This is a genomic window from Gellertiella hungarica (assembly GCF_014197145.1).
GTDB lineage: Bacteria > Pseudomonadota > Alphaproteobacteria > Rhizobiales > Rhizobiaceae > Gellertiella > Gellertiella hungarica.
In genome coordinates, this window is record NZ_JACIEZ010000002.1 from 661,216 (window position 1) to 679,564 (window position 18,349).

At 64.6% G+C, this 18,349-nt stretch carries 16 protein-coding genes and 1 pseudogene; 9 read left to right on the forward strand and 8 right to left on the reverse strand.

Going from position 1 to position 18,349, the window contains the following annotated elements:
• Positions 1 to 129: 129 nt before the first annotated feature.
• The 4 genes and pseudogenes from GGR23_RS07680 to GGR23_RS07695 all read right to left on the reverse strand — a co-directional run bounded on the left by GGR23_RS07680 (position 130) and on the right by GGR23_RS07695 (position 5,614).
• On the reverse strand, positions 130 to 1,287 hold the full coding sequence (locus GGR23_RS07680) for a PA0069 family radical SAM protein (RefSeq protein WP_183365579.1): 1,158 nt from the start codon (positions 1,285 to 1,287) through the stop codon (positions 130 to 132).
• Positions 1,288 to 1,464: 177 nt separating this feature from the next.
• A complete protein-coding gene (locus GGR23_RS07685) occupies positions 1,465 to 2,334 on the reverse strand; it encodes a 4-(cytidine 5'-diphospho)-2-C-methyl-D-erythritol kinase (protein WP_183365580.1) in 870 nt (289 codons plus the stop codon).
• Positions 2,335 to 2,655: 321 nt separating this feature from the next.
• Positions 2,656 to 4,449, reverse strand: a pseudogene (locus tag GGR23_RS07690) (tetratricopeptide repeat protein); the annotation flags it as partial.
• Positions 4,450 to 4,597: 148 nt separating this feature from the next.
• Complete coding sequence (locus GGR23_RS07695) at positions 4,598 to 5,614, reverse strand: polyprenyl synthetase family protein (RefSeq protein WP_183365582.1); 1,017 nt, start codon at positions 5,612 to 5,614, stop codon at positions 4,598 to 4,600.
• 109 nt (positions 5,615 to 5,723) lie between these two features.
• Between GGR23_RS07695 and GGR23_RS07700 the strand changes: the two genes are divergently transcribed.
• Positions 5,724 to 5,948: a putative signal transducing protein gene (locus GGR23_RS07700; RefSeq protein ID WP_183365583.1), complete on the forward strand. Its 225-nt coding sequence runs from the start codon at positions 5,724 to 5,726 to the stop codon at positions 5,946 to 5,948.
• Entirely contained in the window at positions 5,941 to 6,759 is an 819-nt protein-coding gene (locus GGR23_RS07705; RefSeq protein WP_246365035.1) for a tRNA1(Val) (adenine(37)-N6)-methyltransferase, read from the forward strand. The genes GGR23_RS07700 and GGR23_RS07705 overlap by 8 nt, the downstream gene beginning before the upstream one ends.
• Here the strand turns inward: GGR23_RS07705 and GGR23_RS07710 are convergent.
• A complete protein-coding gene (locus GGR23_RS07710; protein ID WP_183365585.1) occupies positions 6,738 to 8,072 on the reverse strand; it encodes an Nramp family divalent metal transporter in 1,335 nt (444 codons plus the stop codon). The two genes, GGR23_RS07705 and GGR23_RS07710, sit on opposite strands and share 22 nt — an antisense overlap.
• A 254-nt stretch (positions 8,073 to 8,326) precedes the next feature.
• Between GGR23_RS07710 and GGR23_RS07715 the strand changes: the two genes are divergently transcribed.
• Complete coding sequence (locus GGR23_RS07715; protein ID WP_183365586.1) at positions 8,327 to 9,193, forward strand: S49 family peptidase; 867 nt, start codon at positions 8,327 to 8,329, stop codon at positions 9,191 to 9,193.
• A gap of 31 nt (positions 9,194 to 9,224) precedes the next feature.
• A complete protein-coding gene (locus tag GGR23_RS07720; protein WP_183365587.1) occupies positions 9,225 to 9,416 on the forward strand; it encodes a hypothetical protein in 192 nt (63 codons plus the stop codon).
• Between the two features lie 451 nt (positions 9,417 to 9,867).
• Here the strand turns inward: GGR23_RS07720 and GGR23_RS07725 are convergent, their stop codons facing one another.
• Both GGR23_RS07725 and GGR23_RS07730 read right to left on the reverse strand, forming a co-directional pair.
• Complete coding sequence (locus GGR23_RS07725; protein WP_183365588.1) at positions 9,868 to 11,223, reverse strand: pilus assembly protein TadG-related protein; 1,356 nt, start codon at positions 11,221 to 11,223, stop codon at positions 9,868 to 9,870.
• A 157-nt stretch (positions 11,224 to 11,380) separates the two neighbouring features.
• On the reverse strand, positions 11,381 to 12,688 hold the full coding sequence (locus GGR23_RS07730) for a vWA domain-containing protein (protein ID WP_183365589.1): 1,308 nt from the start codon (positions 12,686 to 12,688) through the stop codon (positions 11,381 to 11,383).
• A 267-nt stretch (positions 12,689 to 12,955) separates the two neighbouring features.
• On the opposite strand from GGR23_RS07730, the gene GGR23_RS07735 reads away from it, so the two are divergent.
• On the forward strand, positions 12,956 to 13,915 hold the full coding sequence (locus tag GGR23_RS07735) for a glycine--tRNA ligase subunit alpha (RefSeq protein ID WP_183365590.1): 960 nt from the start codon (positions 12,956 to 12,958) through the stop codon (positions 13,913 to 13,915).
• Positions 13,916 to 14,282: 367 nt separating this feature from the next.
• Here GGR23_RS07735 and GGR23_RS07740 read toward each other — a convergent pair whose 3' ends face one another.
• On the reverse strand, positions 14,283 to 14,915 hold the full coding sequence (locus GGR23_RS07740) for a glutathione S-transferase family protein (RefSeq protein WP_343066616.1): 633 nt from the start codon (positions 14,913 to 14,915) through the stop codon (positions 14,283 to 14,285).
• 199 nt (positions 14,916 to 15,114) lie between these two features.
• Here GGR23_RS07740 and GGR23_RS07745 point away from each other — a divergent pair, with 199 nt between their 5' ends.
• From GGR23_RS07745 to GGR23_RS07760, 4 genes are read left to right on the forward strand one after another with little or no spacing between them, the layout of a single operon-like run.
• Positions 15,115 to 15,663 carry a LemA family protein gene (locus GGR23_RS07745; protein WP_183365591.1) on the forward strand — a complete coding sequence of 183 codons (549 nt, stop codon included), beginning with the start codon at positions 15,115 to 15,117 and terminating at the stop codon, positions 15,661 to 15,663.
• Positions 15,664 to 15,671: 8 nt separating this feature from the next.
• Positions 15,672 to 17,603 (forward strand): DUF2207 domain-containing protein, encoded by a 1,932-nt coding sequence (locus GGR23_RS07750; protein ID WP_183365592.1) that lies wholly within the window; start codon positions 15,672 to 15,674, stop codon positions 17,601 to 17,603.
• Between the two features lie 50 nt (positions 17,604 to 17,653).
• Positions 17,654 to 17,938 (forward strand): type II toxin-antitoxin system RelE/ParE family toxin, encoded by a 285-nt coding sequence (locus GGR23_RS07755; RefSeq protein ID WP_183365593.1) that lies wholly within the window; start codon positions 17,654 to 17,656, stop codon positions 17,936 to 17,938.
• Positions 17,939 to 17,949: 11 nt separating this feature from the next.
• Entirely contained in the window at positions 17,950 to 18,249 is a 300-nt protein-coding gene (locus GGR23_RS07760) for a HigA family addiction module antitoxin (RefSeq protein ID WP_183365594.1), read from the forward strand.
• The last annotated feature ends 100 nt before the right edge of the window (positions 18,250 to 18,349 follow it).

An 18,349-nucleotide genomic window follows, 5' to 3' on the forward strand; every position in this document is an offset into this window, starting at 1 on the left:
AGCCCTCGGGTCGGACGGCATTAAAAAATGCGGTCCTCAGGGCGGCGGAACCCGAGGGGTGCCGGCTCGTCAATCAGGGTCTTGAGGCCGGACGGGTGGGGCAGGCCGGCAAAGGCCGGCCAACCGATTTCAGAGAAGAGACAGCTGCACGCCCGCGCCATCCGGTGGGGTGAAGGCGTCGTCGCGCAGCTGTATCGAGCGACGCACCAGCCCGAGCCGCTTCGTTGCAAGCTCGAAGCGACGGCCGATCTGCCAGGCATAGGGGCCGGCGCCTTTCATCCGCTTGCCGAACTCCGCGTCGTAATCCTTGCCGTCCCGCATTGAACGGATCAGCGACATCACGCGACGGTAGCGGTCGGGATAGTTGCGCAGCAGCCATTCGCGGAAGAGAGGGCTGACCTCGAAGGGAAGGCGGAGCAGCACGTAGCTTGCCTCGCGAGCGCCCGCGGCATGGCCGGATTCCAGGATGCGCTCGATCTCGTGATCGTTGAGCGCGGGAATGATCGGCGCCATCATGACCGCGACGGGAATGCCGGCATCGCTCAGTGCCTTGATGGTTTCGAGCCGCCGTGCGGGCGTGGCCGCCCGCGGCTCCATCGAACGCGCCAGCTTCCGGTCGAGGGTGGTGACCGAGATGCCGACCTTGACCAGCCCGTTGGCCGCCATCCGCTGGAGAATGTCGAGGTCCCGCAGGATCAGGGCCGACTTGGTGACGATCACCACGGGGTGACTGGCCTTCTCCAGCACCTCGAGGATCTGGCGCATGATCCGCCATTCCTTCTCGATCGGCTGGTAGGGATCGGTGTTGGTACCGATGGCGATGGTGCGCGGCTTGTAGCCCGGCTTGGAAAGTTCCCGCTCCAGAAGACGTGCGGAATCGGGCTTGGCGAAAAGCTTCGCCTCGAAATCGAGCCCCGCCGAAAGCCCCATGTAGCTGTGGGTGGGCCGTGCAAAGCAGTAGATGCAGCCATGCTCGCAACCCCGGTAGGGGTTGATCGACCGGTCGAAGGGAATGTCGGGAGATTCGTTGCGGGTGATGATGGAGCGCGGCTTCTCCACCTGCACTTCGGTGCGGAAGGGTTCGAGTTCCTCCAGCGTCTGCCAGCCGTCATCGAAGGTTTCGCGGTTCAGGGTTTCGAAGCGGCCATCCGGGTTGATGGCCGCACCCCGTCCGCGCCGGCGGCCGACATCGACACGCAGACCGGAAGAGGCAAGCAGGTGTTCGGCAATATCCGCCGTATGGGCAGGCGCGAACGCGTCCTGCCCCGCAAGGGCCAGTTCAGTCATCGATCGCTCCTTACCGTCCTGGCCGCCGCATGGGGCGACACCGGACCGGACATTCGTGCAAGGTCCTTCGGATACGACCATCCTCGGGTGGCGGGCGACCGGGCGCCCAGCCTTGCTGATTGATAAAATTCCTACCGCGAAAATGAGAACAATGCAAGAACAAAAATGCGTTCTGGTCTAGCCGAGGGTGGTGGTGGGCTCCACGAACCAGTCGGGCCGAGCCTTTCGAAGGGCTTCGGAGGCGGCGAGAAGGCGCGCTTGGCCGGAGAACAGACCGAAGCAGGTCGCGCCGGAGCCGGACATGCGGACGAGATCCGCCTGCTGCGCCGCAAGGGCTGCCAGGGCGGCGGAGACCAGGGGCTCGATCTCTTCCGCCGGAGGCTGCAGGTCGTTGCGCATTCCCGCAAGCGCGCGCACGGGATCGCGCGACAGCGCCGTCCGGTCGAGCGGAAGGGGAGAATTGTTCTTGTCACGCAGGCGGCGGAAGATCGACGGCGTGGAGACCGGCACGAGCGGATTGACCAGCAGCATGAACAGGGACGGAAGCGTCACTTCCTCGATGTCTTCCCCGATTCCGCGCGCTACCAGCGGGCGGGATACGAGACACATCGGCACATCCGCCCCGAGCGACAAGGCGAGTGCATCGAGATCATCCCGCGCGGGGCGCATGTTCCAGAGGCGCATGAGGCCGCGCAGGCAGGCCGCCGCATCCGCCGAGCCGCCGCCGATTCCGGAGGCAAGGGGAAGGTTCTTTTCGAGGTGAATGTGCACCGGCGGCGCGGTATGTCCCGCCTTCTCGAGAAGCGTTCGCAAGCCGTCCCGGGCGCGAATGACGAGGTTCTCGGCGGGAGGCGATTCCGACAGAAGCGGCCCGAACCGTCCGGACAGCGAGAATGCGTCGTCCTCGGCCGGTTCGAGGCAGAGCCGGTCTCCCGCTTCCGCGAAGGTTACCAGCGTGTCCAGCAGATGATAGCCGTCTTCGCGCTGCCCCGTCACGTGCAGCGCGAGGTTCACCTTGGCGAAGGCGCGCTCCTCGACCGGTGCCATCCGACCTGTCCCGGATCAGTTGGTCTTGGCGGGGATCTTCAGGACCTGGCCGACCTTCAGCCTGTCGGGATTCTTCTGCAGCGCGGGGTTGAGGCGGATGATTTCCTCGCCGCGCTTCCAGTCGCCGAGCAGCCGCGCCGCGATCTTCCAGACCGAATCGCCGTTCGCAACGGTGTAGTCCGTCGTGGCCGTTGCGGCAGCCCCCTCCGCGGTGGCGGCCGGTGCAGCCGGTGCATCGGGTGCCGGTGCGGTGGTGGTCGCGGCGGGTTCCGATTTCGGCGCAGCCGGTGCGGCGGGTGCAGCCGCCTCGGTCTGCCCGGCGGGGGCGGGCGCCTTCGTCTCGGTATTCTCGACCTTCTTCTGCGGTTCGAGCGGCGGCAGCCCGTTCTTGATCTTCGCGTTGATCTTCGGGATTTCCGCCTCTTCCGGCTTCATCACCAGCGCGCGCTGCCACTGGAAGACGGCTTCGCGGGTGCGCCCGACACGCCAGTAGGCATCGCCGAGGTGATCGTTGATGGTGGCGTCGCCGGCCTTCAGTTCGGCCGCACGCTCCAGCTCCTCGACCGCGTCCTGGAACTGGCCGAGCCGGTAATAGGCCCAGCCGAGCGAATCGACGATGTAGCCGTCGTCCGGCCGCAGCTCGACGGCGCGGCGGATCATGTCCATGCCCTCCTTGAGGTTCCGGTTCATGTCCACCCAGCTGTAGCCGAGATAGTTCAGCACCTGCGGCTGGTCGGGGTTCAGCTCCAGCGCGGTCTTGAAGTTGGGTTCGGCCTTGTCCCACTCCTTCAGGCGCTCATAGGCGATCCCGCGCTGGAAATAGAGCGACCAGTGGCTCTTTTCCCGCCGGGCGCCGAGCGAAGCGATGGCCTGATCGTAATTGCGGGCCATCTCGCGATAATCCTTGGCATCCGAAAGGATGCTGCCATAGGCGAGATAGCTGCGCAGGTCCTTGGGGTCGCTGGCAATCAGCGCCTGCAGATGCTTGCGGGCATCGTCCATCTTGCCGGTAGAGGCGAGCGCGAGGCCCAGCTGCAGCTCGGAGATGCGGCGCAGCGGCGAGCTGGACGGCACCTTCCTGTAGAATTCGATTGCCCGTTCCGGCTGGTTTGCAGCTTCTGCAAGGCCACCCAGCAGCACCAGCGTGTCGGCGCTGTCGGGATCGAGCGCATGGGCAATGTTGAGATAGAGCGATACGGCTTCGTCGGCGCCCTGGCGGTTCAGCGCGCCACCGATGGAAAACAGCACGGCTGCCGCCCCTTGCGCGGCGGTGCGGACCTGCTGCTCGGGCTTGCCGCCCTTCTTCAGCTCGTCGGCCAGCGCCTTCAGCGGCGCATAGTTGTTGATCAGCTGGTCGCCGGTCGCGATGGTGTCGAGCGCCTTCTGCAGGTTGCCTTCGCGGGCCTCCAGGCGGGCGAGCGCCATCACGGCGCGAATATAGGTGTCGGGTGCGGTAGAGCCGCCATCCTTGTCGATCACCGCGGTTTTCAGCAGCGCGCGCGCCTTCTCCGTGTTGCCGGCCGCAGCAGCCAGTGCGCCTGCATGATAGTTGCGGAAGATGGCGAACCATTCCGGCCCCTTGAGGTCGGTCACCATCTTCAGCGCCTCGTCCTTCTGGCCGGCGCCGAAGCGCGACCAGGCCAGGAGAAGGCTGGTCATCAGCCGTTCGAGATCGTTCGGCCCCTCGTATTTCAGGATGCTGTCCGCCTTGGCATAGTCGCCGCGCTTGATCGCATCGAGGCCGCGGGCGATCACCGTGATCCGCTCGACCGCGACGTCGGAGCGCAGCTGTTCGGCGAGCTTCACGCCGCCGTCGAAATCACCGGAGAGGAAGGAGGCGATCATCAGCCTTTCGCGGATCTCGGTGTTGTCCGGCTCCAGTTCCAGCGCCTTGCGGTAGAGAGGAATGGCGTTGCGGTAGTCGCGGTCGACATCCGCGGTGCGTGCGGCCAGAAAGGCGCCGGCAAAGGACGATACGCCATCGGCATTGAAGCTTTCCTCGGCGGGCGCCGGCTGCTTGGCATCGCCCGCAGACCAGGCCGGCGTGGCCCCGGCGAGCAGCATGGCTGCCATCGCAACGCTCGAGAGAAACCGGAGGGCAAGACTCTGCCGCATGAAGTGGCCTTTCATCGAAAATGTCCGGCACGCGCCGTAAAGAAACGGAGAGCCGGACATGCAGATCCTCTGCCTGTCCGGCTGATTCGCTGGAGAATGGCCTTTTTGGACCGCCGCTGCAAGCTCATGAGCCAACGCGCCCTGCGCTTCAGTTGACCCGCGAGATGCAGAAATCGATCACCTCGAGCAGCGCATTTTTCCAGGCGCTGTCGGGCAGCGGGGCCAGCGCATCGCGCGCAATCGCGCCGTAATGCAGGGCCCGTGCGGTGGTATCGTTCAGGCTGCCATATTTCTGGATGAGGCCCATGGCCTTTTCCAGGTTCTCGTCGGAGCTGTTGCCGCCCTCGATGGCATCGCGCCAGAAGGCGCGCTCCTCCTGCGTGCCCCGGCGATAGGCAAGGATGACCGGAAGGGTGATCTTGCCCTCGCGGAAATCGTCGCCGGTGTTCTTGCCGAGTTCCGCAGACTTGCCGCCATAGTCCAGCACGTCGTCGACGAGCTGGAAGGCGAGGCCGAGATTCATGCCGTAGCTCTTCAGCGCATTGCGCTCGGACTTGTCGGTGCGGGCCACGATCGGCCCCACTTCTGCGGCCGCGGCAAAGAGGGCCGCCGTCTTGGCGCGGATCACGGAGAGATATTCGTCTTCCGTCGTCTCCATGTTCTTGGCGACGGAAAGCTGCAGCACCTCGCCCTCGGCGATCACCGAGGCGGCGGTGGAAAGCACGTCGAGCGCGTCGAGCGAGCCCACGTCCACCATCATGCGGAAGGCCTGGCCGAGAAGGAAGTCGCCCACCAGCACGCTTGCCTGGTTGCCCCAGATCATCCGCGCGGTGGATTTGCCGCGGCGCAGGTCGCTTTCATCCACCACGTCGTCATGCAGCAGCGTGGCGGTGTGCATGAATTCCACGGCGGTGGCGAGCTTCACGTGATGTTCGCCCTGATAGCCGAACATCGAGGCGGAGGCGAGCGTCAGCATCGGGCGCAGGCGCTTGCCGCCCGAGGAGATCAGGTGGTTCGCCACTTCCGGGATCATCTGCACGTCCGAACCGGCCTTGGAAAGGATGAGCTGGTTCACCCGCTCCATGCCCTCCCGCGTCAGCTCGACCAGCGGCTTGACGGAAGCCTGTTTGTTTTTGCTCTCTTCGAGCGGTATAACGACGCCCAAGGGTCCGGACTCCTTCGATATTTCATTGTCCGGAACAATAGAAAGGGGCGCCCGCAGCGGCAAGGGGCGAATTGTCCCGGTCGCCCGGTTTTTGACGGAAATTAAGCCAATGCTGGAAATCATCCGCACCAACGATCCCGTGGTGCTGTCCTATGCCGAAAGCCTGATGCGCGATTTCGGCATTCACTGCTTCATCGCCGATCAGGGCATGAGCGTGCTGGAAGGCTCGCTCGGCATCCTGCAGCGCCGGCTGATGGTGGATGCGGAAGAGGCCGAAAGGGCCCGCCGCATCCTGACCGATGCCGGCCTCGGCGCGGAACTGCGCGATGCCTGAGGCCGTTTCCGAGGCGATTGCGGAAACGGTGGACGCCTTTCATTACGGCCGTTTCCACCTGGTGCAACCGAAGGGCAGGGGGCATCGCTCCGGCATGGATGCCATGCTGCTCGCATCGCTGGTGGCGGAGGAAAGACCGGTGCGCGTGGCCGATCTCGGGGCGGGAGCGGGTGCCGCGGGCCTTGCGGTCGCCGCCCGCCTGCCGCAGGCGCAGGTGCTGCTCGTCGAACGCTCGCCGGAGATGGCCGCCTATGCCCGCAAGAGCCTTTGCCTTGGCGAGAACGCAGCGCTTGCCGCACGGGTGGAGCTCCTCGAGGCGGACGTGACGCTGACAGGCAGGGCGCGCCTTGCCGCCGGCCTGCCGGACGATCACTTTCACCACGTCATCATGAACCCGCCCTTCAACGATGCGGCGGATCGCCGGACACCCGATGCGCTGAAGGCCGAGGCCCATGCCATGGTCGGCGGGCTCTTCGAGGGGTGGATCCGCACCGCCGGCGCGATTCTCCTTCCCGGCGGCCAGCTGTCGCTGATCGCCAGGCCGGAATCCATTGCCGAGATCGTCGAGGCATGCGGAAAGCGCTTCGGCGGGATCGAGATCACCGCCCTGCATCCCCGGGCGGGAGAAAACGCGGTGCGCATCCTGGTGACGGCGATCAAGGGTTCACGGGCGCGGCTTTCGCTTCGGGCACCGCTCGTCATGCATGATGAGGGCACGCACCGCTTCTCCGCCCTTGTCGACGACCTCAACAACGGCCGCGCGGCCTATCCCCGCAAGGGGTCTACCCCTCAGCCGAGGAAGAAATCGTAGACGAGCTTCACGTTCAGCCCCGCAATCAGGAAGGCGGTCGCAAATGCGAGGCCGGACAGCCAGCGGGGTGCCACGAGCGCCCCCATCTTCATCTTGCTGGCGGTGAACATCACCAGCGGAAAGACGGCGAAGGAGAGCTGCAGGCTCAGCACCACCTGTGTCAGGATCAGCAGCTCCGCCGTGCCGCCTTCGCCATAGAGCACGGTCACGACGGCAGCGGGAATGATCGCGATCGAGCGCGTGGCAAGCCGCCTGATCCAGGGCTTCAGCCGGAAGCTGATGAAGCCCTCCATCACGATCTGCCCGGCGAGCGTCGCCGTTGCCGTGGAGTTCAGGCCGCAGCACAGCAGCGCGATGGCAAAGAGGGTCGGGGCAATCGCCGTGCCGAGAAGCGGGGCAAGCAGCGAATGGGCCTCGCCGAGCTCCGCGACCTCGGTGCGCCCGGAGCCGTTGAAGGCTGCCGCGGCAAGGATGAGGATCGAGGCATTGACGAGGAGCGCCAGAAGCAGGGCGACGGTGGAGTCGATGGTGGCAAAGCGCAGGGCCTCGCGCTTTTCCGGCACGGTTTCGCCATAGGCCCGCGTCTGGACGATGCCGGAATGCAGGTAGAGGTTATGCGGCATGACGGTGGCGCCGAGAATGCCGAGAGCCAGGTAGAGCATGCCGGGATCGGTGGCGATGCGGGTGGTGGGGATGAAGCCCTGGAAAACGGCCCCCCATTCCGGGTCCGCCAGAACGATCTGGATCCCGAAGCAGATGCCGATGACGCCCAGAAGCGCGATGATGAAGGCCTCTACCCAGCGGAAGCCGAGCTTCTGCAGGCCGAGGATCACGAACACATCCAGGGCCGTGATGATCACGCCGATCTCCAGCGGAATGCCGAAGAGCAGTTGCAGGCCGATGGCCGTGCCGATCACCTCGGCGATGTCGGTGGCGATGATGGCGATTTCCGCCAGCAGCCACAGCGCCAGCGAAACCGGCCGCGGATAGGCATCCCGGCAGGCCTGGGCAAGGTCGCGGCCCGAGGCGATGGCCAGGCGCGCGCAGAGCGACTGCAGCAGGATGGCCATGAAGTTGGAGAGCAGCGCCACGGACAGCAGCGCATAGCCATAGCGCGATCCCCCGGCGAGAGACGTGGCCCAGTTGCCCGGGTCCATGTAGCCGACGGCGACCAGATAGCCGGGGCCGACAAAGGCCGCCATCCGCCGCCATGCCGAGCCGCGCCGGGCCACGGGTATGCTCGCATGCACGTCCGATAGCGAGGCCTCGCCCCGCGCGGAATGCCAGCCTGCCAGTTCCTGTCTGTCGAGCATCACGCCTTCTCCGCTCCCGCGATCACCGCTTTCTGGAATGATAATGATAATGATTTGCAATAAGGAGTAAAGCGCCGATTTGACATTTGTTGCCTTCGCTGCCGCAATGGTCCGGTCGGACGGAAAAACGCCTGGCCCCGCTCCCGCCGCTTGCCGTTTTCCCGGCCGGGGGCGGCATTGCGTTTCGCTGCCGAGTGCATACATGTGTTGCTATTGGCGGCCCCGGTTCGCGCGCGGCCCTTATGGAGATTTGGATGTTTGCCTTTTTAAAGCGCCTATTGCCCAAGCGGTTCCGCAAGACGAACGTGGTGGTTCCCGTCGTCCAGCTCTATGGAACCATCACGCCCGAAAATAGCCGTTTCCAGTCCTCCCTCAATCTCGGCAGCGTAGCCGCCGCACTGGAGGAGGCCTTCGAGATGAAGGATGCGCCCGCCGTGGCGCTTGTCGTGAATTCGCCCGGCGGCTCGCCGGTACAGTCCCGCTTCATCTACCAGCGCATCCGGTCGCTTGCGAAGGAACATGGCAAGCAGGTGCTGGTCTTCGTCGAGGATGTGGCGGCCTCCGGCGGCTACATGATTGCGCTTGCCGGTGACGAGATCATCGCCGATCCGACCTCCATCGTCGGCTCCATCGGCGTGGTATCCGGCGGCTTCGGCTTTACCGATCTCATCGCCAAGCTCGGCATCGAGCGCCGCATCTATACGTCAGGCGAGAACAAGGTGCTTCTCGATCCCTTCAAGCCCGAGCAGGAAAAGGACGTGGCCTTCATCCTCGACATGCAGCGCGAGATCCACGAAATCTTCATCGCCATGGTGAAGGAGCGGCGTGCCGGCAAGCTGAAGGACCATCCCGACCTGTTCTCCGGCCTGTTCTGGACGGGGACGAAGGGCGTCGAACTGGGGCTTGTGGACCGGCTCGGCAGCCTGCGCGAGGTGGTGCGGGATCGGTTCGGCGACAAGACCGAGCTGGAACTAATCGAGGAGCCGCGCACCCTCTTCGGGCGGCGCTTGCCGGCAGTGTTCGCAAGGCCGCCCAAGGCCGAGGCGGTGGCCGGCGCCATGGCACGCGGACTTGTGGAAACCGCGGAAGAAAAGGCATTGTGGGCGCGCTACGGTCTGTAGCGGAACCCGGACGACAAAGGGGGAATGAGCAATGCAACTGATCCTGATCGCGATCCTGGTGGCGGGCGCAATCCTGCTTTACCGGCGTTTCGTGGCGGATGCGACGAAGCTTGCGGAGCGTTCGCGCCGTGAGGAGCGGGAGCGCCAGTCCGGCGCGACGGGAACATTGGTCAAGGACCCCGAGACGGGTGAATACCGCCTCGACCGGTCGGGGGAAGTCTGACGCTTCCGCCCGCCCGGGTACGGCGCTGGCCAGGCGCCGCTCCCTTGCGGGACTTTCCATCACTGCGTGCTTGAAAATATGGCCGTCAATATGGGATGCCCGCCTGAAGACCCTCGTGCATCCCGTCATGGAATGCGTCCCGGCGGTAACAGATGTTTCGTAATGAAACCGGATTCTCCTCCTCGTTTTCCGATGTCTAATTTATTGAATAAGACTGTAGTAGGCGACGAATCGTAATTCCGGCATAACAAAACCGTCCGCCTTCGACTTAAATTTTAGCGACTGGCATCCAGCCTGTACTGGGGACCTGCCGCACGATGCCGGGAAGTGCTTTGGAAACGGATGCTTAGCCGCCTCGTTTGCCATTTCTGCGAGAGGTTGCATCGCCTTGGGGCAGCTTCGGTGTCCCACTTGATGACAAAGGCGAGGGATCGTCACATAGCGGGCCGCTTCACTGCGTCAGGTGCGGATTGGCGGTCATCTGCACGAAAAGGTTAACCATGTTCGTGGGTATGTGCTCGCCGAAATCCAGCTTCATCGAAAAACCGGGGGAGGCGCATGCGCTCATGGCATCGCCGGACTGGATCACGGACGGCAGGACGTAGCGGCTGAAGAAGCTGCCGCGCAGAAGGCGATAGTAATCGAGGTGAATGGTAGCCACGGTGACGCCCTTCTCCTTCAGCAGGCGGCAGGGGGCGGCCGCGACCGCCTGCAGGCAGCGCGGGCCGAACACGGCGCCGCTGCAGGGCCGGTATTGCGGTCCGTCCTGAAGTCCGTCGGAAAGGATCAGCACCATCTGCCGGCGGTGCGCCGGATCGCGTCCGTCGCCGGACGGTGGAATGCGGCGCTCCAGTGCATCGATGGCATCGGTCAGCCGGGTCGCGCCGAGCGCCGGACCGAGGTCGGCATCCTCGACGCCCATCAGGGCGATCTCTTCGAGTGCGCTGATCAGCCTGTCCGGTTCCGTCTCCGACTGGGTGAGTTGCAGAAGGGGGTTCTGGAGCGTGCCGCTCATGGTCCGGCCCAGCGAGTAGAGATTGAAGCGGAAGCGGTCCTTGAGCAGATGGTTGCTCTGGAAGAGATCGACGATATCCCGCACGCCGCTCCGGACCAGGTCTATGCGCAGCGGGATGCCGGCTGCCCGGGCGACCGGAAGGTAGTCCTGCGACGGACCCTCTTCCTCGCTCGTGACATGGCAGGCGAATTCGCACCCCGCGGTATCCTGAAGGTTCAGCGCCCTTGCAGAGGTGCGGATGACGGTGAGAAGCCGCGCCACATCCTCGAGCGTCGGCGGAATGCCCATGGAGGGCGAATTGTCGATGAGAATATGCAGGTCCGCATAGCCCGGCCGGGAGACCGTTGCCTCCGCCACCCCCGTGACCGTGATGTCGTCATAGCCGAGGAGCCGCAGGAACCAGGTGGCGATCTGTGCCCGATAGCCCACCTCCACCACATAATCCGACCCCCTGTCGATGACCCTTGGCTCGGCCTCGACCCTGACCGATCCGTCGGAATAGGCGCGTTCGGCCTGCGCGGAAAAGAAGGCATTGGCCACACGCGGAATGGCATCGTCCGCCAGTTCCTCGCGCGCGCCCCCGAGGCGCGTTGCCGTTTGCAGCGCTGCCGCATCGGCCATTTCCTGAAGGTTCGTGCGAACCTCGAGCGCCTTGCTCACCTCGACCGCCATTCCGACGGTGAAGAGGAGGACGGGCATGAGGAATGCGGTGAGTATCCCGAAATTTCCTCGCCGGTCCTGCAGGTAGCCCCGCAAGGACAGGGCAAGCATGCGACGGATGCATCCGGCCATTGCAAAACCCCTAAACTAATGTTTTTCAAAATATTTTTAGGTTATCTACCTCTGGTCATTTTATGTGAGAAATTCCTAATTCGAAGTTGAAATTTTGCGCCATTGCAGAAATTGCCGTGCCGCAGGGGCGCTTTGCCGTGGAGGCCGGCCCCTGCTTCTATTGCGTCACGAGCGGCATGCGGAGGTCCGTTCCGAAAAGCCTCGACACCTCGGGCGGCAGGCTGCCGTCCGCATCGGCCTCGAAGAAAAGCCCCGGGCTCGCGCAGGCCCGCATGGCACCGGCGGCCGTGGCCCGGATCGTTCCGATCCGAGTCAGGATGACCGGTTGCGCATTGAGGTTGCGAGGCTCCACCAGGATGGTGACTATCCGGACGCCGCGCGCCTTCAGCCGCTCGCAGGGACGGGGCGAGAAGGGGTCGACGCAGCGTCCGTCGTTGATGAAGCCGGTGCAGGCGGCATCCGCTCGCCGTGCATTGAGCCCATCGGAAACCAGCACCACGACCTGTCGCCGGCTGCCGGGAAGCTGCCCGTTGCCGGAGGGCGGAACGATGCGCGCAAGCGCCGCGATGGCCTTTGTCAGTGGCGTTGCACCGAAACCGCTCCTGAAGCCCGGGTCCGGCACCATCATCAGTCCCGTGTCCGCCAGCCGGGCCCGCACCGTTTCGGTCCGCGCTTCGTTGCGCAGCGTCGCCTCGAGCGGCTGCAGCGCAGCGCGCCCGATATCGGACCCGAACGTGTAGAGCGAGAAGCGGTGCTGCTCCGGTTGCACGAGCGCCTTTTGTGCGAGGGCGACGATGCCGAGGGCTGCCTCCCTTGCCGCATCGATCTTCAGCCGGATGCCGCCTGCCCGGGCGAGAGCGAAAAGATCGATCCGCCCGTTGGCAGCGGGCATATGGCAGACGAAGGCGCAGTTCGGGCTGACCCCGGCAGGATTTCCGGCATTGGCTCCGGTCGCCTGTGCCCTCGCGAGCGCCACGAGCCGCTGGGCCTCGTCCGGCGTGACGGCAATGCCCATCGAGGGAGAGTTGTCCACCAGGATGTGGATGTCCTGAAAAAGCGCATCGCCTGCCACCGCCCGTGCCACCCCGCCGATGCGGAGCGTATCCTTGCCGAGCGCCTTCAGAAAGGTGGTGGGAATGGCCGCGCGATAGGCAACCCGCATCGAGAAACGGCCGCCATTCTCCTCGGCAAGCGGTTCGACCGCGATGGAAACCCGGTCGGTCATGCCGGAATTGCCCACCTCCTCGCCGAACACCCGCCTTGCCTGTTCCTGCAGGGTGCGGCGGCGATCCGGTTCCGGCAGGCCGTTCACCGATGCAAGGCTGGCAAGCGAGACGGCGTTGAGGGCGGTTGCCTCCGCCGCCGCCTCCAGCTGCGTCCTGACCGCCAGCGCATGGGCGAGGTCGATGGCAAGGCCCGCGCTTCCGGCAATGGCGGGAAAGAGCAACGCCATGATGACCGCCAATTGCCCCCTCCGGTCCCGGCGAAGCCTTCCCGCCGTCCGCATCCACCCGAAAAACATGTCTTCTCTCCGCTTCCCGTGCCGCCGATCCGGCACGGAGGGCATTAAAGGAAGAACATTCTAATGTTCCGAAAAGATGGAGCCTCAATTGCAGACGATTGTTTTCCATCATCATCGGCCGGCGAAAAGCAGGGCCGTGGCAAAGAGCTTGACGCCCGGGGTTCAGCGTGGCACCTCTCCGGCCCGATCCAAGTTCACGCGGAAAAGACGATGGCCGACCTTCCCGATCACATGAACCCGAAGCGCTCCTTTCAGGCGCTGATCCTCACGCTCCACAATTACTGGGCGGACAAGGGTTGTGCCGTCCTGCAGCCCTACGACATGGAAGTGGGGGCGGGCACGTTCCATCCGGCGACCACGCTGCGTGCGCTCGGCCCCAGGCCCTGGCGCGCTGCCTATGTCCAGCCGTCGCGCCGCCCTTCCGACGGTCGCTATGGCGAGAACCCCAACCGCCTGCAGCATTACTACCAGTACCAGGTCATCCTGAAGCCGAACCCCTCCAACCTGCAGGAGCTCTATCTCGGCTCGTTGAAGGCGATCGGTCTCGACCCGCTGCTGCACGACATCCGCTTTGTCGAGGATGACTGGGAAAGCCCCACGCTGGGTGCCTGGGGTCTGGGCTGGGAGTGCTGGTGCGACGGCATGGAGGTTTCGCAGTTCACCTATTTCCAGCAGGTCTGCGGCATCGAGTGCTCGCCGGTTTCCGGGGAGCTCACCTACGGTCTCGAGCGTCTGGCCATGTATGTGCAGGGCGTGGACAATGTCTACGATCTGAACTTCAACGGCCGCGAGGGCGCCGAGAAGATCAGCTATGGCGACGTCTTCCTGCAGGCCGAGCAGGAATATTCCCGCCACAACTTCGAATATGCCGATACCGAGATGCTGCACCGGCACTTCATCGATGCCGAAAAGGAATGCCAGGCCCTGCTCGCCGCCGGCGCACCCGGCGACGGGGGCAACGAGCGCCTGAACAAATGCGTGCTCCCGGCCTATGACCAGTGCATCAAGGCCTCCCACGTCTTCAACCTTCTGGACGCCCGCGGCGTGATTTCCGTGACGGAGCGGCAGGCCTACATCCTTCGCGTCCGGACGCTCGCCAAGGCCTGCGGCGAGGCCTTCCTGCTGACGGACGCCGGCGGCGCCAACTGGTCCCGCGACGCGGCAGCCTGAGAAGGCGGCATCGGACGCGACGACCGGCCCTGTGTTTCAGGGGGAGTTTGCCGATGCGGACCCCCCTCTGTCTGAATGAGGGGTAGTTTGCCGTGCCGCACCCCCCTCTGTCCCTGCCGGGACATCTCCCACTCAAGGGGGGAGATCGACATTGCGGTTTTTGGTTTCCTCAAACAACCAGCGTCTCACTTGCAGAAACGTCTGCTGGGGACTGCCCACATAAACCCCATCCCGATCTCCCCCCTTGAGGGGGAGATGCCCGGCAGGGCAGAGGGGGGTGCGCATCGGCAAACTCCACGCCTTGCAAGGCAGAGAGGTGCACCTCGGCAAAACCCAACCCCGATCCGCCCGTCGAATGCCACCCTCCTTACGCCGGGGCGGCGAAGGGCTGGGAGATCTCCTGCATGACGGGGAGGTCCTCCATGCGCGCGGCAAAGGCGAGGAGGCCGGGATGGTGGGCGGGGTCGAGCATGCCGGGCAGCACGTCGCCGGCAAAGCGCACCGCAACGGCGACTGCAATATCCGCATGGCCGGGGGCCTCGCCGAACCAGAAGGGGCTGGAGCGTTCCCGGCACTGGCGGTCGAGTTCCGCTGCCACGGAGCGGATCTGCATGCTGCACCGCTCGGACCAGGTTTCGGAGACCACCTCGTGCAGGCGCCTTTCGTAAAAGAGGCTGACGGATTTCTCCGCAAGGCCCATGCCGAGCGACGCGACCTTCAGCGCACGGCGCCGATGCGGCTCCTCCGCCGGAAACAGGCGGCGCTCCGGGGGCACCAGGCTGTCGAGGTAATCGAGCATCATGTGGCTTTCGATGATGACGTCGCCATCGGCGAGCACCAGAACCGGCACCTTTGTGACCGGATTATAGGCCCTGACGAGATCGGCATCCCCGAAGACCGACCACGGCCGGTGCTCGAAGGGGAGGTCGTAGAGCCGCAGCGCCACGCCCACGCGCCGCACGAAGGGTGAATCATACTGCCCGATCAGGATCATCGTCATGGCCTCCCTGTCCCCGTGATCGCCATGATACAGAGGCCAGCCGGAGGTTGAAAAGCCATGCTCCGGCCGAAAGGCCGGTCCCGTCCCCGAATTATTCTGACAGTCCTGTTTGCCGCGCTTCAGCCGGATTTGCCCATGATGACAACATTTGTTTTAAACGATAGTCTCTGCGCGAATTCCGGCCCGGAGGTTCCTGCGCATGTATCTGTTGATCGTCATCGCCATCGTCGCGGTCATCGCCGTGATGCTCTACAACAGCCTGGTGAAATCCCGCCAGATGGCGGAGGAGGCCTGGTCCGGCATCGACGTGCAGTTGAAACGCCGCAGCGATCTCATTCCCAACCTGATCGAGACCGTGAAGGGCTATGCCGCGCATGAGAAATCCACGCTCGACGAGGTGATCGCCAGGCGCAACCAGGCCCAGGCGGTGCCGCCCGGAGACGTGGCGGCGCGCGGCCAGGCGGAGGGCCTGCTTTCCCAGGCGCTCGGCCGGGTGATTGCCCTTGCCGAAGCCTATCCAGACCTCAAGGCCAACGACAACTTCGCCCAGTTGCAGACCTCGCTGGAAACCATCGAGGCGGATCTGCAGATGGCCCGGCGCTATTACAATGGTGCCGCGCGCGACCTCAACACCAAGGTGGAGAGCTTCCCGTCCAACCTGCTCGCCCGCCAGTTCGGGTTCGAAAAGCGGGCCTATTTCGAAATCACCAACGAGGCGGACCGGGCCGTGCCGCAGGTGAAGTTCTGAAGGTGGCGATGACCGCGAGACCGATGCGACTCCTGCTTGCCGCCGGCCTGCTGGCCGTTTCCACCATGGTGGCGCGTGCCGAGGAGGTGATCACCCGCTTCCACGCCGACATCAAGGTTGCGGCATCGGGCGAGATGGACGTCACCGAAACCATTGCCGTCGTCTCCGAGGGCATCGACATCCGCCACGGCATCTTCCGGGATTTTCCGCTGACCTTCCGGGATCGCGACGGCCGCATCGCCCATGTGGATTTCACGCTGGAGGAGGTGAAGCGGGACGGCGAGGCGGAGCCCTACCATACCGAGGACATCCCCGGCGGTATCCGCATCTATGCCGGATCGGCGGAGACGGAGGTGGCGCGGGGCGCCCATGTCTACGAGATCCGCTACCGCACCGACCGGCAGATCCGCTATTTCGACGATCACGACGAGCTCTACTGGAACGTCACCGGAAACGGCTGGCTGTTTCCCATCCGCGCCGCAACGGCGCATGTGGAAATGCCGGACGCCATTCCGGCTGGCGGGGTGGCCTTCTATACCGGCCCGGAAGGCTCCACGGCGCAGGACGCGCGCATCCTGAAGCTCGACGGCGCGACCGTCGATATCGCCACGACGGGTCCTCTCGGCGCCCGGGAGGGGCTGAGCATCGTCATCGCCCAGAAGAAGGGCGCCATTGCCGCGCCCACCTCCGCCCGGACCGGCTACTGGTTCCTTCGTGACAATCTGGGTGCGATCATCGGCTGGACAGGCTTTGCCGCGCTCTTTGCCTATTACTTCTCCAGCTGGGCCCGGGTGGGGCGCGATCCGCCGGCCGGCGTCATGGTCCCCCGCTGGGACCCGCCGGGCGGTCTTTCGCCCGCCCTCATCAACTACGTGGACAACAAGGGCTTTTCCGGACAGGGCTGGACCGCCTTCTCCGCCACCGCGCTGCAGCTTGCCGTCAAGGGCTATGTGACGCTCGAGGATCTGGACAAGGCCGTCACCTTCCGCCGGACCGACAAGCCTCTTGCCGGAACGCTGCCCAAGGGCGAGGACGTGCTGCTTGCCGCCATCGAGAAGGCCGGCGGCACCTATACCGTCAACAAGGCGAACGGCACCTCCGTCCAGTCTCTCGGCAACCGCTTCCGCTCCGCCATCGAGGGGGAACACCGCAACAAGTATTACATCCACAACAGCGGCTATGTGACGGGCGGCGTCATCGCCAGCATCCTCATCCTGATCGGCTCCTTCTGGTTCGCCCATGTGAGCGAGGACGTGGTGGGACTGGGGTTTGCCATGGTCTTTGCCGCGACGGTGGGCGGCGGCATGATCTCCGCCTTCGGCCGGGCGCTGACCGGCGGGCACTCGCTGTTCCGCAAGCTGCTTGCGGTGGTCGCCATGGGCTTCGTCGCCTTCGTCGGGTTGATCATCCTCTCCGTCATTATTCTCGCCGGCATGGAGACGGTCGATGGCGTCGGCGGCATGGCGCTGATCTCCGCGGCCGGCGCCATCGTGCTCCTCAATATCCTGTTCTTCTTCCTGATGGGCGCGCCCACGCCGCTGGGGCGGCAGCTGATGGACGGCATCGAGGGCTTCCGCACCTACATGACGCTTGCCGAGAAGGACCGCATGAACCTGATGGGCGCTCCCACCATGTCGCCCAGCCATTACGAGACGCTTCTGCCCTATGCGGTGGCGCTGGGCGTGGAAAAGCCGTGGAGCCAGAATTTCGAGCGCTGGCTGGTGACGGCCGCCGCCGCCGGTGCGGCAAGCGCTGCCTATCAGCCCGCCTGGTACAGCGGGCACGGCTTCTCCAGCGGACGCCTGACGGATTTCTCCTCCTCTATGGCCAGCACCATCGCCTCCACCCTCCCGCAACCGAAATCCTCGAGCTCCTCCGGCTTTTCCAGCGGCGGCTTCTCCGGCGGCGGCGGCGGCGGCGGTGGCGGCGGGGGGTGGTAGCCCTTTGACAGTCCGGGTGTATCATGCCATGATACATTCATGGGGGTGTCATGGCGATCCGGTCATTCAGAGGAAGCCGAACCGCGGCCATTGCCGAGGGTAGGGCAGGCAAGGGCGTTTCTGCCGACATCGCCCGATCCGCGTTGCGCAAACTGGTCATGCTGGATAGCGCGACTGCGCTGGAGGACCTGCGAGCGCCACCCGGCAACCGTCTCGAGGCGCTGAAGGGACCTCTTTCCGGTTATCATTCGATCCGGATCAACGATCAGTGGCGCATCATTTTCCGCTGGATGGACGGTGGGGCGGAAGACGTTGAAATCGTGGATTATCATTAGGAGGTGCCATCATGTCCGGTCTCAAGCTGGCTCCCGTTCATCCGGGCGAAATTCTCAAGGAGGAGTTTCTCTCGCCGCTGGGAATGAGTGCGGGTCAGCTGGCCCGTAACCTCAAGGTGCCTCGGACGCGCATCGAGCGGCTCGTCACGCTGTCCACACCTGTTACCGTCGATACGGCGCTGCGCCTTGCGCGTTATTTTGGCACCACCGCCGAGTTCTGGATGAATCTGCAGGTCCGGCATGATCTTGCGGTGCAGGCCGAGGCCCTGGAAGGCGAGCTCTCGGCGATCACGGCCCGCAACGCAGCCTGAAGCGGACGCCATTTCCCCGCATTCCCTTCGTGACATTTGAGCGCTCGCTTGCTAGAGCCCGTCGACACCTTTTTGATAACCGGACCCGTTATTTCCCATG